This window comes from Ruegeria sp. BG7, assembly GCF_056535685.1.
Map to the genome: position 1 here is coordinate 801,046 of NZ_JBQFIU010000001.1, position 16,487 is coordinate 817,532.

Below are 16,487 nucleotides of genomic sequence, written 5' to 3' on the forward strand. Positions count from 1 at the left end.
GCCATGCTCGATCTGACATACGAAATGCCCAAACCCAAGACCATTGCCGGGGCCAAGCACGATTGGGAACTGGTGATCGGGATGGAGGTGCACGCTCAGGTCTCGTCTAATGCCAAGCTGTTCTCGGGTGCGTCGACCCAATTCGGAGCCGAACCGAACTCGAACGTGGCTTTCGTGGACGCGGCGATGCCGGGGATGCTGCCGGTGATCAACGAATACTGCGTTGAGCAAGCTGTGCGCACAGGGCTGGGCCTGAAGGCGGATATAAACCTGAAATCGGCGTTCGACCGTAAGAACTATTTCTACCCTGACCTGCCGCAGGGCTATCAGATTTCGCAGCTGTACCACCCTATCGTGGGCGAAGGCGAAGTGCTGGTTGAGATGGGTGACGGCACCGCACGCATGGTTCGCATCGAACGCATCCACATGGAGCAGGACGCGGGTAAATCGATCCACGACATGGACCCGCATATGTCCTTCGTCGACCTGAACCGGACCGGCGTCTGTCTGATGGAGATCGTCAGCCGCCCAGATATTCGCGGGCCGGAAGAGGCTGCCGCCTATATCGCCAAGCTGCGCCAGATCATGCGCTATCTGGGCACTTGTGATGGCAACATGCAAAACGGCAACCTGCGGGCGGACGTCAACGTCTCTATCTGTTTGCCGGGTGCCTATGAGAAGTATCAGGAAACGCAGGATTTCTCGCATTTGGGCACGCGCTGCGAGATCAAGAACATGAACTCGATGCGGTTCATCCAGCAGGCGATTGAAGTCGAAGCCCGTCGCCAGATCGCCATCGTCGAAGGGGGTGGTGAGGTCGAACAGGAAACCCGCCTGTATGACCCGGACAAGGGTGAGACCCGCTCGATGCGGTCCAAGGAAGAGGCGCATGACTATCGTTACTTCCCCGACCCTGATCTGCTGCCGCTGGAAATCGAGCAAGCGTGGGTCGATGACATCGCCGCGAAGCTGCCTGAACTGCCCGACGAGAAAAAGGCGCGCTTTATCAGCGAATTCGGCCTGACCGACTATGACGCGTCGGTTCTGACTGCTGAGGTGGAATCCGCTGCGTATTTCGAAGAGGTCGCCAAGGGCCGCAACGGGAAACTGGCTGCGAACTGGGTCATCAACGAGCTGTTCGGCCGGTTGAAAAAAGAAGACCACGACATCACCGACTCGCCGGTTTCCCCGGCACAGTTGGGTGGGATCATTGACCTGATCTCGTCGGATGCCATTTCGGGCAAGATCGCCAAGGACCTGTTCGAGATTGTCTATACCGAAGGCGGTGACCCGGCGCAGATCGTTGAAGAGCGTGGCATGAAGCAGGTGACCGATACCGGCGCCATCGAAGCTGCTCTGGATGAAATCATCGCTGCCAACCCGGCGCAGGTCGAAAAGGCCAAAGTGAACCCGAAACTGGCGGGTTGGTTCGTGGGCCAGGTCATGAAGGCGACCGGAGGCAAGGCGAACCCGAAGGCCGTGAACGAACTGGTCAGCAAAAAGCTTGGGTCGTAACCCGTTTTATGTGTAGAGGTCTGCCAGCGGCAACGGGTGGACTTGTACACATCCTATTCTCACGAAATCTTAAGACTTGGGGTCAAGCCATCGGCTTGACTTCCCCCTGTTCGCGCTCTTTCTTCGCCTCCAGAGAGGTGAGGTATCATGCAGAACAGATTTGATCAGGAACTCGAAGACCGGCTGGTGCGGTACGCGGCCATCGACAGTCAAAGTGACGAGACTTCTCCCACAACCCCCAGCACGCAAATCCAGTTCGACATGCTGAACCTGTTGCGCGACGAGTTGACCCAGATCGGCGCGCAGGATATCGAGATCACAGGCGACAGCGTGGTGATTGCTACCATTCCCGGAACCGCTCCGGGGCCGACAGTGGGCTTTTTGGCGCATGTGGATACCGCCCCTCAGTTCAACGCCACAGGCGTCAAGCCACGGGTGATCAAGGGATACAATGGCGGCGATATCTCATTCCCAGACGATCCTGATCTGGTTTTGTCGCCAGAAGAAAACCCCTATCTGGCCGAGAAGATTGGCCATGACCTGATCACCGCTTCGGGTACAACCCTGCTGGGTGCGGATGACAAGGCGGGCGTGTCGATCCTGATGACCATGGCGCGGCACCTGATCGAAAACCCGGATATTCCGCACGGACCGATCCGCATCGCCTTTACCCCGGATGAAGAGATCGGGCGCGGTGTAACCGAACAGCTTCCCAAGGATCTGGGCGCGGATTTCGCCTATACGCTGGACGGTCAGGAAGTCGGTGAAATCGAGTACGAGAGCTTTTCAGCCGACCGTGCTGTGATCAAGATCGAAGGCGTTTCGATCCATCCCGGTTTGGCGAAAGACAAAATGGTGAACGCAGCACATCTGGCTGCAAAGATCGTTCAAACGCTACCTCAAGCCACCATGACCCCGGAAACCACAGATGGGCGCGAGGGATTCATCCATGTCACCGACATGAATGGCGTCTCGTCCGAGATGGAGATCAAGCTGATCCTGCGTGATTTCGAAATGGACGCACTGGAAGCCCAGCGCAACATCGTGCGACAGGTTTGTGCCGCTGTACAGGCCACCGAACCACGCGCAAATATCACCTGCGAAATCAGCCATCAGTATCGCAATATGCGCTATTGGCTGGAAAACGACATGACGCCAGTCGATCTGGCCCGCGATGCCTGCCGCGAATTGGGGATCGAACCTCTGTCCGTCCCGATCCGTGGCGGCACCGACGGGTCGCGCCTGACCGAGTTCGGCACCCCCTGCCCCAACCTTTTCACTGGGATGCAGTGTATTCACGGGCCGATGGAGTGGATCTCAGTACAGGATATGGCGCTGGCGACAGAACTGTGCCTGTCGGTTGTGACCAAGGCGGCACAGGCAGGCGGTAATCATCAGGGCTGAAATCCGCCGGTTGGGCAACGGCTCTTTCCCTCGGGGATCAGCGTGTTAGTTTGGCGCGAACAGGTGTTTAGGAACAGTTGATGCAGCGCTACGAATACAAGGTGATCCCCGCCCCACAAAAAGGTGTCAAAGCCAAAGGGGTGAAAACACCCGAGGGCCGCTTTGCGGTCTCGGTTGAACAGGTCCTGAACCAAATGGGTCAGGACGGCTGGGAATACCAACGCGCCGAGCTGCTACCCAGCGAGGAACGCGCGGGCCTGACCGGATCGACAACGAACTGGCGCAACGTGCTGGTGTTTCGGCGCGTGGTGGAAGAAGAAGTTGACGCATCCGAAATCGGCACAGCACCAGATATGGACAGCACCCCGTTGGCCCAGCCGGTTCCGGGCCCCGACGAGGTTCAGGCGCCGAAACCGATTGCGGCCGAGGCAGACGAACCGCCGTTGTCGTTGAAACGGTCTGATGAAGTATCCGAGGCCGATGACGCTTCAAAATCTTAGTCTATGTCGAAGGGTTGGGTATCTGAGTCAGGGCACTAGACACCTGCTGTTTTGAGATAAGTCCAACATCTTTAGTCATTTGCCACGCTTTCAACACAGGTTGCCCGGCGGAACCCGCGTCCAGGCTTGTCCGGTGTGGGTTCCAGCGCACTCGGGTTGCAAATGACCGGAACAGACGCCTGTCCATGCGTGATCTCGTCCGAAAAAGTACAGACGCGTTAAAAGACTGGCGTTGACTTGAACACAAGCAGGGCACTCCATTTGAAAAAGGGATACGCACCCCGAAAATCTGTATCATGTTAACCGAACAACCGGGAGGGACATCAAAATGGCTATTCGGCAGACGCAAGGGCGGGCACGCCTTTATGACAGCATTCTCGACACCGTGGGCGACACGCCTTGCATCCGAGTCAATCGTATCGCGCCAGATCATGTAACCGTCTATGTGAAGTTCGAAGCGTTCAATCCCGCCGGTTCGGTCAAAGACAGGCTGGCGCTGAATATCATCGAAGCAGCGGAACGCGACGGGCGATTGAAACCGGGTCAGACTGTTGTCGAGGCGACATCTGGCAATACCGGGATAGGACTGGCCATGGTTTGCGCCGCAAAGGGCTATCCTCTGGTTGTCACGATGGCTGAAAGTTTCTCGGTCGAGCGGCGCAAGTTGATGCGGTTTTTGGGGGCCAAGGTCGTTCTGACCCCCAAGGCGCAAAAAGGGTTTGGCATGTACACCAAGGCCAAGGAACTGGCCGAGGAAAACGGGTGGTTTCTGGCCAGCCAGTTCGAAACCTCTGCCAATGCCGATATTCACGAAAACACGACTGCGCGGGAGATTCTTGCCGATTTCGAAGGGCAGCGGCTGGATTACTGGGTGACAGGATACGGGACCGGCGGCACAGTTTCAGGTGTCTCGCGTGCCTTGCGGAAAGAGCGGCCCGAAACGAAGATCATCCTGACCGAACCAGCCAATGCAGCCATCGTGTCATCGGGGTACACTAACACCCGCAACGGGGATCATCAGCCGACCGAGAGCCACCCGAATTTCGAGCCGCACCCGATTCAGGGATGGACGCCGGACTTCATTCCTTGGGTCCTGCAGGAAGCCATAGACAATAAGTATTACGACGAACTGATCCCCGTACCCGGACCCGAAGGGATCGCGTGGTCGCGCCGACTTGCCTCGGAAGAAGGTATTTTCACCGGAATCTCGGGCGGGTCGACCTTTGCCGTCGCGATGAAGATGGCCGAATCCGCACCGGAAGGATCCGTTTTCCTGGTCATGCTGCCGGACACTGGCGAGCGTTATTTGTCGACCCCTTTGTTCGAAGGCATCGAGGACGACATGACCGAAGAAGAATATGCGATTTCGGCATCAACGCCCTCGGCGCAGATGAGCGCAGACTGACGTTCTGCGCGTTCAAGTATCGATATCCAACGCCAGCGCGTGAATGCGGGGCACGATATCACCCAAAGCTTTGTGAACCGCACGATGGCGGGCAACGCGAGATTGCCCTTCAAAGGCGGCGGCGCGAATGCGGACGTTGAAATGGCTCTCGCCGCCTTCCTGAAAACCCGCGTGGCCGCGGTGGCTTTCGCTGTCGTCGATCACCTCAAGCTCGCGCGGGTCAAAGGCGGCTTGCAGGCAGGTTCGGATCTCGTCGGTCACGCTCATTTTTTCGCTCAGCGGTAAAAATTTTACCGCCCCCCTCTTCTACTTTCGGCTGCTTAGATTAAACTGCTGCCTCCGAGTCGAAAAGATGCGTTCGTGAGGATTGAGAGCATGACGAAGTCAGACCCCTTCGGATTTGATATGTCCGTTTCCAGCGCCAAGAAAAAGAACCCGCGCGGGCGTCGGGGCATGTCAGGCGCGTCCGAGACGTCGGTCCGGATCTGTGATCATGAGGGCTGCAACGAGCCGGGCAAGTTCCGCGCGCCCAAGGCACCGGATGTGCTGGATGATTTCTTCTGGTTCTGCCAGCAGCATGTGCGCGAATACAATCAGAAATGGAACTTCTTCGACGGCACCACAGAGGCCGAGTTAAACGCGCAGCGGTCGAAAGACAAAGTGTGGGAACGCGAAACAAAACCGATGGGCGACCCCGAGGCGCGCGCCTGGGCCCGTCTGGGCATCGAGGACCCGCATCAGGTTCTGGGTGCCAACAGCACGCAAAACAAAGGCCGCACGTCGGGCGGTGGTGGCCGTCGCCTGCCCCCCACCGAACGCCGCGCTATCGAGATTCTGGAAGCCAATGACAGCTGGTCCAAGGCAGAGGTGCGCAAGGCTTACAAGAAGCTGATTAAAGTCTTGCACCCGGACATGAATGGCGGTGATCGCAGCCAGGAAGAGCAGCTACAAGAGGTCGTCTGGGCCTGGGATCAGATCAAGGACAGCCGGAATTTTAAATAATTCTGCGATCCGACAGCTGTGGCTTTGTGTGTACACTGCCCGGCCCAATTGCGATCAAGCTCACGGGAAACCTTGTTCAATACCCGCAATAGTGGTGGGGTTTGAACACAGGTATTAACGGAGCAGCCGCTGTGCGAATGCCATACCTCCTTTTGCTTTTTTCGCTGGGCGTTTATTTCGCGGCCCCGTTTCTTCCGACTGAATTCGCGTTCGCCCGAGAACTGAGCCTGCTATTCATTGTCATCAGCTTGGTTTGGGGACTGCGCGCGTGGCTCAGGTGGCGCAAGGCAAACACATGGATCATCGTGGACGGGTCCAACGTGATCCATTGGAAAGAGGGTAAGCCGGATCTGGGCACATTGCGGCTGGTGCTGTCGGCGCTGAAGATGGCCGGGTTCAAACCGGGTGTCGTATTCGATGCAAATGTCGGCTATAAGCTCGACGGCGAATACATGAACGACCGGGCGCTGAGCCGCGCTTTAGGTCTGCGCACCAAGCAGGTCATGATCGCACCCAAAGGAACGCCGGCGGATCCTTTGATTTTACAAGCGTCGCGGGACAGCAAGGCACGCATTATCACAAATGACCGGTTTCGGGATTGGGTGGACGAGTTTCCGGATGTTTTGAAAGCGGATCGCCTCGTGAAAGGCGGCTTTCGTAACGATGAGCTTTGGTTTTCGCAATGAGTAGGTGACCGTCGTTTCAAAGCTAAAGTTTGCGCGCGGCGCTGTGACGTACTTTGTGTGCCGCCCTCATTTCAAATTGATGGTAGTCGATCTAGAGAAGCAAACTTTGCACTAACTTGCTTGACCGCGGTGTAGATCAGTAAATGGCAGGGCTTTCTCCGCGAGCTTAACTTCGAATTACAAGTGCTTCCCAACGCTTCAAGCAACTCAGGCGAGCTTGTGAGGGCACTGTCGAGCGATCACTTAATTCCGAAAATAGCGTTAGCAACTCTTTTACGTCTTCGCGGTGGAAGGATTTCAGCGCTATATCACCCAGAAATAAACTTTCAGTTGGCAAACCGTTGGACATCAGTATTGCGTGGCGACAACAAGCAATGTGGTAGTACGTGACTGGCTCATTGAAATGAACCTGACGAATGGTTTTGTCGTTCACCAGATGGATTGCTGCGGCAAAGACTCTAGGCTCTCCGTACAGAAGTTCTGCGCGCCATCCTTCCAGAACAATTCTGTGTTGCGGAGATACGTACAAATCGCGGTGAGGAATGCCTTCTCCCAACGCTCCCTTTTGGATACAAACGGGGTGCAATTGAGGGTTGCGCCTCAAATCCTCCGCGCTCAGGGTCTTTTCTCCAATCCACTCAATGGGCAGCAGATCACCGCTGGAAAGGCGCACTTTCTCTCCGACTGAAAGATCTTCGACAGCACAATACCCTTTTTCGGTTGCTATCATAGTGCCCTTCACGAAACACGGCACAGTTCCAGCCGGAAGCGCGACCGTCACTAAGAGTGTGTCGTTGTTGCCATTTCCAGGACCCGTAGACGCGAATATTTCGACGGCCAGTTGCGTGTTGGGAGGAATGACGACACCCGGGGTGAGGTCAACAGTTAAAACCCCGCTCGACGAAATCGAAACAGAGTAATCGGAAGGGTTCAATCCCCCTGTTCCCCTAACAACAACATTCCATGAAGCTCCGGCTTTGGTTGCAGTGTATTGTTGCATAACGGAAGACGACCCAGTGGGGACCGCAATTGAAGATGGGCCTAGAATTGTAAGCGCCATTCGAACTTTTTCCGTTAACAAACACCTAGAGCGACTTATGCATGAGCATATAGCCAGATTAACCTTTCACATAATATAATTTTAATATTTTTATATTTAATTTCTTTTAAGCTGCAAGCCCCGGGGATAACGTTCCTTTCTCGGTTTGAGCCGAAAGTCACAAGCCTCGGCGCGCGATAACGATAAGGCCAGTTTCAAAGAAACATCCCCTCAGCTTTTCAGGTCTGCCTCTTTCCCTTGCCCTTGCCCGCAATATGTTGCACCACACACGGGTTCAGACCCGGCAAGGCGGGCCAAAGGATAAGGACAAGACGAATGGCTGACGGATCGATCGACGTAAACGCAAAACCAACCGAAGATATCTCGGTCCGCGACGTATTCGGCATTGATACGGAAATGAAGGTCAAAGGCTTTGCCGAGGCCACAGATCGTGTGCCGGCCATCGACCCGACCTATAAATTCGATCCTGAAACCACGCTGGCCATTCTGGCGGGTTTTGCCCACAACCGTCGTGTGATGATCCAGGGCTATCACGGTACGGGTAAATCGACTCACATTGAACAGGTTGCGGCGCGGCTGAACTGGCCTGCGGTACGCGTGAACCTGGATAGCCATATCAGCCGGATCGACCTGATCGGTAAGGACGCGATCAAGCTGCGCGATGGCAAGCAAGTCACTGAGTTCCACGAAGGCATCCTGCCCTGGGCTCTGCGTAACCCGGTCGCCATCGTGTTCGACGAATATGACGCGGGCCGCGCGGACGTGATGTTCGTAATCCAGCGTGTTCTTGAGCATGACGGCAAACTGACCCTGCTGGACCAGAACGAGATCATCACACCGAACCCGAACTTCCGCCTGTTTGCCACCGCCAACACGGTTGGTCTGGGCGACACCACGGGTCTGTACCACGGCACGCAGCAGATCAACCAGGCACAGATGGACCGCTGGTCTTTGGTCTCGACCCTGAACTACCTCAGCCACGATGCCGAAACAATGATCGTGCTGTCGAAAGCGCCACATTACAACACCGCCGACGGCCGCAAGACCGTCAGTCAGATGGTCACTGTGGCCGACCTGACCCGGACTGCCTTCATGAATGGCGATCTGTCGACCGTCATGAGCCCCCGTACGGTGATCAACTGGGCTCAGAACGCCGAGATTTTCCGCGATGTCGGGTATGCTTTCCGCCTGTCTTTCCTGAACAAATGTGACGAGCTGGAGCGTCAGACCGTGGCCGAGTTCTATCAACGCTGCTTCGACGAAGAGCTGCCGGAAAGCGCGGCGAGTGTGAGCTTAGGGTAGTACGCCGAATTGCGCCCGTTTGCGGGCGCAATGCCTCCGGCGGAGGTATTTTTAGCCAGATGAAGGCGGTTCCTGTTTCCCTGCTGATGGAAATCGGGGCTGCAATGTGAAAGGCTTGGGGACATGGCACAGAAGAACGACAACCCTGCTGATCCGTTCAAGAAGGCTTTGGCCGAGGCAACCAAGGTCATGGCCGATGACCCCGAGCTGTCCGTAACCTATACGGTTGATCCTTCGGGCATGTCCGGCGAGTCGATGCGTTTGCCTCAGGTATCGCGCCGGATGACGCGCGAAGAGGTGCTTCTGGCGCGCGGCACTGCCGACGCTCTGGCCTTGCAGCGCAAATATCACGACGATGCCACTCATGCACGCTATGCCCCGCCGGGTGATATGGCGCGGGACCTCTATGAGGCGATGGAGACCGCTCGCTGCGAAGCGATGGGCGCTCGGGATATGCCCGGCACCGCCAGCAATATCGACGTCAAGATCGGGCATGAGGCGATCCGGCGTGGCTATGACCAATGCAAACAGCCTGCCGATGCACCTCTGGCCGTGGCAGCAGGATATCTGATCCGGCATCTGGCCACCGGGCGCGATCTGCCGCCTGCGGCCGAGAACATCATGAACCTGTGGCGCGGCTTCATCGAGGAACAGGCCGGAGGCACGCTGGAGAATCTGGACGAAATTCTCTCGGATCAGGCCGAGTTTGCCAAATTTGCCCGTCAGGTGATCAAGGATCTGGGCTATGGCGACCAGCTTGGGGATGACCCTGATGAGCTGGACGATGAGCAGGAAGATCAGGCCGAGGAAGACGCTGAAGAACAGCCCGACCCAGACAGCACCGGTCAGGATGATCAGGACGAGCAGGACGCCGACGCCACCCCTGAACAAAGCCAGGAAGAGCAACAGGATCAATCTCAGGCACAGGTCTCGATGGATGAGATGGCCGAGGATGAGCTGGGCGATGAGGCGGAGATGCCTGAAGGTGAGGCCCCGATGGAGCCACCTGCCCCGCCGCCAGCATCCGAGGCTGACCCGGATTACAAAGTCTATCTGGATACCCATGACGAAGAAATCGCTGCCGAGGACCTGGCGGAACCTGCCGAGCTGGAACGGTTGCGTGCCTATCTTGATCAGCAGCTGGAACCGCTGAAGGGGGCTGTGAGCCGCCTGGCCAACAAGCTACAGCGTCGACTGCAGGCACAACAGAACCGCAGTTGGGAGTTCGACCGTGAAGAAGGTATTCTGGATGCCGGTCGTCTGGCGCGTGTGGTGGCGAATCCAACCACACCATTGAGCTTCAAGGTCGAGAAAGATACCGAATTCCGCGATACAGTGGTCACACTGCTACTGGACAATTCCGGCTCGATGCGGGGACGTCCGATTTCGATCGCGGCCATCTGTGCGGATGTTCTGGCGCGGACGCTGGAACGCTGCAATGTGAAGGTCGAGATTCTGGGTTTTACCACGCGGGCGTGGAAAGGTGGTCAGGCGCGCGAGGCTTGGCTAAACGATGGCCGCCCGCAGCAGCCGGGGCGTCTGAACGATCTGCGCCATATCATTTATAAGGGTGCCGACGCGCCCTGGCGTCGAGCGCGCCCCAATCTGGGCCTGATGATGAAAGAGGGCTTACTGAAGGAAAACATCGACGGTGAGGCCTTGGAATGGGCGCATCGTAGGATGCTGGCGCGGCGCGAGGCGCGAAAGATCCTGATGGTCATTTCGGATGGTGCTCCGGTCGATGATTCCACGCTGAGCGTGAACCCGGCCAACTATCTGGAAAAACACCTTCGCGATGTGATCGCCATGGTCGAAAAGCGCAAGATGGTGGAACTGTTGGCCATCGGGATCGGCCACGACGTGACCCGGTATTATGACCGCGCCGTGACAATCACCGATGTGGAACAGCTGGCAGGAGCTATGACCGAACAGTTGGCGGCTTTGTTCGACAGTGATCCGCGCGCACGGGCCCGGGTGATGGGGATGCGAAAGGCCAGCTGAGGCTGGCCTTGCCTCCGGCGGGAGTATTTTTGAAAAGATGAAGTCTGGGATCGGCTTTTGTTCGGGTCATACTGATCTGGACATTTGTTCCACTGCGCCTCAGGGTCTGCCGGTACCACAGTGAATGAGGCCCTTCATGTTCCAATCCTTTCAAGTGACTGCCCGCCCGGAACAAGGCCCACCAAGGTTGACCGCGCTGCGAGCGGAAATGGCGCAAGCGGGTTTGGATGGGTTTCTGATACCGCGCGCGGACGCCCATCAAGGGGAATATGTGGCCCCACGTGATGAACGTTTGGCTTGGTTAACGGGTTTTACAGGCTCGGCCGGGTTTTGCGCCGCCTTGCCTGATGTCGCCGGGGTCTTCATTGACGGGCGCTATCGTACGCAGGTTAAGGCACAGGTTGCCGATGACTTCACGCCAGTGCCCTGGCCCGAGGTCAGCCTGAGCGCGTGGCTGAAAGAGCAGCTGCCCAACGGGGGCAAGGTGGGGTTTGATCCTTGGCTGCACGCTGCAGGTCAGATTTCCGACTTGATACGTGACCTGGACGGTACCGGTATCGAACCAGTGAGATGTGAGAACCTTGTTGACCGGATCTGGGCGGATCAACCTGCACCACCCATGAACCCGGTCAAGGTGCATCCGATTGAATTTGCCGGGGAGTCGTCGGACAGCAAAATTACGCGTCTGGCCAAAGATTTGCAGCGGAATGGGAATAGTGCTGCGGTCCTCACCCTGCCGGATTCGATAATGTGGCTGTTGAATATTCGCGGATCTGACATTGCCTATAACCCGGTCGCACATGGTTTTGCGATTTTACATGCAGATGGCAGGGTCGACCTGTTCATGACAGCCGACAAGCTGGCCGAAGTCAGGGATCATCTAGGTTCAAATGTGACCGTGCATGACCCGCAGACTTTTCTCGACACGGTCGGCGCACTGGAGGGACCAGTTCAAGTGGACATTGGCACCCTGCCCCAGATCGTAGCGGATGTGGTGGGGACCGCGATGACTGAAGGTGGCGATCCTTGTGCCCTGCCCAAAGCCTGCAAAAACCCTGCCGAAATCGCGGGCAGCGCCGAAGCGCATTTGCGTGATGCAGTGGCCGTGATCGAGACCCTCTGCTGGCTGGACGAGCAAGCCCCTGCCAGTGTGACCGAGACTCAAGTGGTCACGCGCTTGGAAGAGAACCGGCGCAAGGACAATGCGCTTCAGGATATCTCGTTCGACACCATCGCAGGGACCGGGCCAAACGGTGCGATCATGCATTATCGCGTGACCGAAGAAACCGACAGCCGCTTGGAAGACGGTCACATTCTGGTTCTGGACAGCGGCGGGCAATATCTGGACGGTACAACCGATATCACACGAACCATTGCCATCGGCGAAGTTGGCGATGAAGAGAAAACCTGTTTCACACGTGTTCTGAAAGGCATGATTGCCATGTCGATGTTGCGCTGGCCTGCAGGGCTTGCAGGTCGTGACATCGAATGCGTGGCGCGAACGCCGCTTTGGGCCGCAGGGCAAGACTTCAATCATGGGGTCGGCCACGGGGTCGGAGCTTATCTGAGTGTTCACGAAGGGCCGCAGCGCCTGTCAAGGGTAAGCCATGTGCCGTTGCAGCCAGGTATGATCCTGTCAAACGAGCCTGGGTACTATCGTGAAGGCGCTTTTGGCATCCGCATTGAAAACCTTGTCGTAGTGGAAGAGGCTCCCGCCCTGCCCGGCAGCGACGCAGAGCGTGCAATGCTGAACTGGCAGACCCTGACTTTCGTACCGATTGACCGCAGGCTGATCCTGGTCGATATGTTGACACCCGACGAACGTGACTGGCTGAATGCCTACCACCGCGACGTTGCGGAAAAGATCCGCCCAAGGCTGGGACGTGACGCGCAACTGTGGTTGGATGCCGCAACTGCGCCGGTCTGACACCGGGCTGTTACATAGAACGGGCAGAGGAGAGGCCCGAATACGACGAAGGAAGGAACAGGAATGACCGAGATCACGATCCAAAAAGCGCCGGGCAAATGGAGTGTCCGCTCGGGCGGTGCGATCCTGGGCGAGACAAACAATGCGCTGGAACTGCACGAAGGCGACAAGGATCCGGTGATCTACTTCCCGCGCAACGACATCGCGATGGCCTTTTTAGACCGTACCGACAAAGTGACCCATTGCCCCGGCAAGGGCGACGCAACGCATTTTTCCATCGTCAACAAATCATCCGTGACCGAAAATGCAGTCTGGAGCTACGAGGACCCAATCCCGGACGTGGCTGAGATCAAAGATCATCTGGCATTTTATCCTGTGGAATCAGTGAAGGTAGAGCAGATTTAGTCTCTGCTTAGCGATCTTTGTTGCGCATTCAAACGGGCCGGAAGGCCCGTTTTTTGTGACTATTGTAAAGATTCTGGAAGCGAAAGCGCTCTCTATTTCCTACCCTCACGCAGCTGTGGAATGCATGTGAGCGGCAATTGCGGCACACTTACCTGCGGGTATCACCGGAGGCTTCCATGTTGATTTCACGTCGCGGTTTTGCAGGGATGATCGGGGCTGGTGCGCTTGCCCCAAGCGCGCTTTGGGCACAGCAGGATCCAGTGCTTGAAGCTTTGCGTAGCACGCTGGAGGGGCGACGTACCGCGTTTGAGGCGCAGATGGCGTACCTCAAGGATCGTGGGCAGCCGGATGTTGTTCCTGGGTTGTTGACCGCGATGCGTTATGCCGACCGTCGGCGAGACGAGATCGTCGAGGTGATGGAGGCTCTGACCGGGCAGCGCTATGGCAATGACTGGTTCGAGTGGATGCTGTGGCAGGAGCGGAACCCGCAGATTACCCCTCATCCGTCGCTTATCCCGTTCAAGCGCGAGGTTCTGCTGCGGATCGACCCGAACTTCGACGTGTTCCTGCAACCCGAATACCTGCAACGCGACCTGATGAGGATCCGTTTGGAAGAAATCGCATGGGGCGGAGTGCATAAGGACGGTATTCCGTCTTTGGACAACCCAACTCTGATTTCACCTTCGAATGCCGGATATCTTAAAGGCGATGATCTGGTCTTCGGCGTAGCAATCGACGGGGACGAGCGTGCCTATCCGTTGCGGATCATGGGCTGGCACGAGATGTTCAATGACGTGATCGGCGGAGTACCCGTGGCGCTGGCCTATTGCACGCTTTGCGGGTCCGGCATTCTTTTTGAAACGCAAGTGGCGGGGCGGCGAAAACCGTTCATTTTTGGCTCGTCAGGGTTCCTTTATCGCTCGAACAAGCTGATGTTTGACCGCGAGACACATTCGCTTTGGAACCAATACACCGGCAAACCTGTTGTGGGTTCATTGGTGAATAGCGGCATCACGTTGAAACAGCGCCCGGTTGTGATCACTACGTGGGACAGTTGGAAAACCTCGCACCCAAAGACGCGCGTCTTGTCTCTGAATACCGGGCATCGGCGCAATTATGGGTCGGGTGTCGTCTATAGAGACTACTTCGCCTCAAGCGAGTTGATGTTCCCGGCTGTGGTGGATCAGTCCAGACATCGGCAGAAAGATTACATCTTTGCCGTGCGCCAGTTCGGAGCCGCGCGCGCATGGCCGCTGGATGCATTCAAGCACAAGCCGGTGATAAACGACGCCATCGCCCAAACGCCACTGGTTCTGATCGGGGACCCAAAGGAACGCAGCGTACGCGCCTATGAGCGCAAAGGTCATACATTCAAGGCCACGCAAACAGGTTTGCAGGATGGCAGAGGTCAAAGCTGGACCGTGACTGAAGACGCGTTGATCGGAACGGATGGCACACGCTTGTCTCGGGTTGCGGGCCACATCTCTTATTGGTTTGCGTGGGACAATTACCTGGGAGATGCAGCCAGCGTCTACGGTGGTTGAGGATCAGGAATGTTCCTCGGCCGCGGTGGCGGCAAGCGCCCTGTTGTAGGCCTTGAGCGCATCAATGTGGTAAAGCGCACCTACCGGTGTTTCAGTTCCATCGGCATCCAGAATAACCACCGGAATACAAGGGATGTCCGCCCGGTCGAAATAGGGCATGGCGGCTTCCAGTGTGGCGCTGGCCTGAATGCACAGGCCCTGCTCGATCAGTCCTTGCGCTTCTTCCTTGGTGATCGAACGCGGGTCACCGATTGGGCGCATGACGGCCCCGGCGCGCAGCATGGCCAACAGATATGCCTGCGGCCCGGCCGCCAGATGGACATCCCGCCGTTCCAGTTGGGTCAGGAAGAAGGACCGATCCACAAGACGCGAGGCCAGCGCAGTGGACATAGAAACCGTCACCATCACCGCAAGACCGATCTGCCAATCCCCGGTCAATTCAAAGACAATCAGTGTGGTCGAAATAGGTGCACCCAGCACCGCCGCAGCCACAGCACCCATTCCGGCAAAGGCATAAAGCGTGTGTGTTCCGGACACGTCCGGCAACAGTCCGGTGGCGATCAGTCCAAAGGCCAGCCCGGTCAGCGCGCCCACCATAAGTGAGGGAGAAAACACACCACCGCCCATTCGCCCGCCCATGGTGATGGCAACGGCAACCGTTTTGGTCACGGCAAACAGGATGGCCGTTGTCAGCACCAGATCACCCGTCAGAGCACGAATTGTGGTCTCGTATCCCACGCCGATGATATGCGGGAACCAGATCGCCATCAGCCCCAGCATCGCTCCAGAGACCGCCGGGCGCAGCCACCCCGGGATGGATAGACGGCTTTGGATATGACTGCCGATATCCTCAGCAAAGAAGATCGATCGCATCAGCAGCAGGGCGACAAATCCACAGATCAGACCGAGGATCAGGAAAGCCGGAAGTTCGACATAAAATTGCAGCGACCCCGGCGTATCCAGGGTGAATTCGGTAACATCGCCGTATTCCAGCCGGTTGATCACCGTTCCCGCGACCGAGGCGATAACGATCGGCGCAAAGGCATGAACGGCGAAATGGCGCAGCACGACCTCGAGCGCAAATAAGGCCCCCGCGATGGGCGCGTTGAAACTGGCTGAAACAGCGGCGGCAACGGCACATCCCAAAAGGTCACGCCCCGTGATCCCGTCCGCGTGGATGCGGTTGCTGACCCAGGTGGAAATCACTCCGGCCATATGCACTACAGGCCCTTCCCGGCCCGTTGACCCGCCCGAACTGAGCGTGATCAGAGAAGCAAAAAACGACGCGATCCCGGCCTTGACCTCAACCCGGCCGTCCGTCACGGCGGCGCCTTCGATTACATCGGCCACAGACCGTACACGCCCGTCATTGGTGAACCGGTTCAAGATGACGCCCACAAGCAGGCCGCCGACGATGGGAATAATCAGAACCATGAACCACGGCAACTTCTCGGCATGGCTGTGCAGCAGCAGGATATCATCCGTGTCGTAAAGGTAAGCCTGCAGGGAACGGATGGCTTTGCGGAAGCCAAGCGCCATGAACCCTGCCGCGATACCGATGGCCAGTGCGATGAACCAAAACTGGATCTGGCTCGGCCCCCGGCGCAGCATCACCCGCCACGCATCCTTAATCGCGGCCAGAGCCTGATTGAACTGGTTGCGCAGAACGGTGCGGGTCGATTGGGTCATTGGCCCTCGGGGATCATCTCTTAACCCTTAGTAAGCCACGGAGCGCC

The 16,487-nt window shown here is 57.2% G+C and carries 14 protein-coding genes; 11 read left to right on the forward strand and 3 right to left on the reverse strand.

From position 1 onward, the window contains the following. The first annotated feature begins 3 nt into the window (after positions 1–3). From gatB to ACR3EH_RS03960, 4 genes are all read left to right on the forward strand, one after another. Positions 4–1,515, forward strand: coding sequence for an Asp-tRNA(Asn)/Glu-tRNA(Gln) amidotransferase subunit GatB (gene gatB, locus ACR3EH_RS03945; RefSeq protein WP_171184945.1), 1,512 nt, complete (start codon positions 4–6; stop codon positions 1,513–1,515). A gap of 147 nt (positions 1,516–1,662) precedes the next feature. Continuing rightward, positions 1,663–2,919, forward strand: a complete 1,257-nt coding sequence (pepT, locus tag ACR3EH_RS03950) for a peptidase T (protein ID WP_171184947.1) — start codon at positions 1,663–1,665, stop codon at positions 2,917–2,919. An 80-nt stretch (positions 2,920–2,999) separates the two neighbouring features. Next, positions 3,000–3,419, forward strand: a complete 420-nt coding sequence (locus ACR3EH_RS03955; RefSeq protein ID WP_171184949.1) for a DUF4177 domain-containing protein — start codon at positions 3,000–3,002, stop codon at positions 3,417–3,419. A 328-nt stretch (positions 3,420–3,747) separates the two neighbouring features. Beyond that, positions 3,748–4,824: a PLP-dependent cysteine synthase family protein gene (locus ACR3EH_RS03960; RefSeq protein WP_171646657.1), complete on the forward strand. Its 1,077-nt coding sequence runs from the start codon at positions 3,748–3,750 to the stop codon at positions 4,822–4,824. A 12-nt stretch (positions 4,825–4,836) separates the two neighbouring features. Here the strand turns inward: ACR3EH_RS03960 and ACR3EH_RS03965 are convergent, their stop codons facing one another. Then, on the reverse strand, positions 4,837–5,091 hold the full coding sequence (locus ACR3EH_RS03965; RefSeq protein WP_171184953.1) for a BolA family protein: 255 nt from the start codon (positions 5,089–5,091) through the stop codon (positions 4,837–4,839). A 108-nt stretch (positions 5,092–5,199) separates the two neighbouring features. Between ACR3EH_RS03965 and ACR3EH_RS03970 the strand changes: the two genes are divergently transcribed. Together ACR3EH_RS03970 and ACR3EH_RS03975 are read left to right on the forward strand one after the other, a co-directional pair. Then, positions 5,200–5,826 (forward strand): J domain-containing protein, encoded by a 627-nt coding sequence (locus ACR3EH_RS03970; RefSeq protein ID WP_171092268.1) that lies wholly within the window; start codon positions 5,200–5,202, stop codon positions 5,824–5,826. Between the two features lie 137 nt (positions 5,827–5,963). Beyond that, positions 5,964–6,512, forward strand: a complete 549-nt coding sequence (locus ACR3EH_RS03975) for an NYN domain-containing protein (protein ID WP_171184955.1) — start codon at positions 5,964–5,966, stop codon at positions 6,510–6,512. A gap of 166 nt (positions 6,513–6,678) precedes the next feature. Here the strand turns inward: ACR3EH_RS03975 and ACR3EH_RS03980 are convergent, their stop codons facing one another. Then, positions 6,679–7,512, reverse strand: a complete 834-nt coding sequence (locus ACR3EH_RS03980; RefSeq protein ID WP_171675422.1) for a Hint domain-containing protein — start codon at positions 7,510–7,512, stop codon at positions 6,679–6,681. A 375-nt stretch (positions 7,513–7,887) separates the two neighbouring features. On the opposite strand from ACR3EH_RS03980, the gene cobS reads away from it, so the two are divergent. From cobS to ACR3EH_RS04005, 5 genes are all read left to right on the forward strand, one after another. Next, complete coding sequence (cobS, locus tag ACR3EH_RS03985; RefSeq protein WP_171092274.1) at positions 7,888–8,874, forward strand: cobaltochelatase subunit CobS; 987 nt, start codon at positions 7,888–7,890, stop codon at positions 8,872–8,874. Positions 8,875–8,997: 123 nt separating this feature from the next. Beyond that, positions 8,998–10,875, forward strand: a complete 1,878-nt coding sequence (gene cobT / locus ACR3EH_RS03990) for a cobaltochelatase subunit CobT (protein ID WP_171092276.1) — start codon at positions 8,998–9,000, stop codon at positions 10,873–10,875. Between the two features lie 136 nt (positions 10,876–11,011). After that, a complete protein-coding gene (locus tag ACR3EH_RS03995; RefSeq protein WP_171184958.1) occupies positions 11,012–12,802 on the forward strand; it encodes an aminopeptidase P family protein in 1,791 nt (596 codons plus the stop codon). Positions 12,803–12,865: 63 nt separating this feature from the next. Further along, positions 12,866–13,207 (forward strand): DUF427 domain-containing protein, encoded by a 342-nt coding sequence (locus tag ACR3EH_RS04000; protein WP_171184960.1) that lies wholly within the window; start codon positions 12,866–12,868, stop codon positions 13,205–13,207. Positions 13,208–13,383: 176 nt separating this feature from the next. Further along, positions 13,384–14,751: a DUF3179 domain-containing protein gene (locus tag ACR3EH_RS04005; RefSeq protein WP_171184962.1), complete on the forward strand. Its 1,368-nt coding sequence runs from the start codon at positions 13,384–13,386 to the stop codon at positions 14,749–14,751. Positions 14,752–14,754: 3 nt separating this feature from the next. On the opposite strand, the gene ACR3EH_RS04010 is transcribed toward ACR3EH_RS04005, so the two are convergent. Next, positions 14,755–16,440 carry a chloride channel protein gene (locus ACR3EH_RS04010; RefSeq protein WP_171184964.1) on the reverse strand — a complete coding sequence of 562 codons (1,686 nt, stop codon included), beginning with the start codon at positions 16,438–16,440 and terminating at the stop codon, positions 14,755–14,757. Between the last annotated feature and the right edge of the window lie 47 nt (positions 16,441–16,487).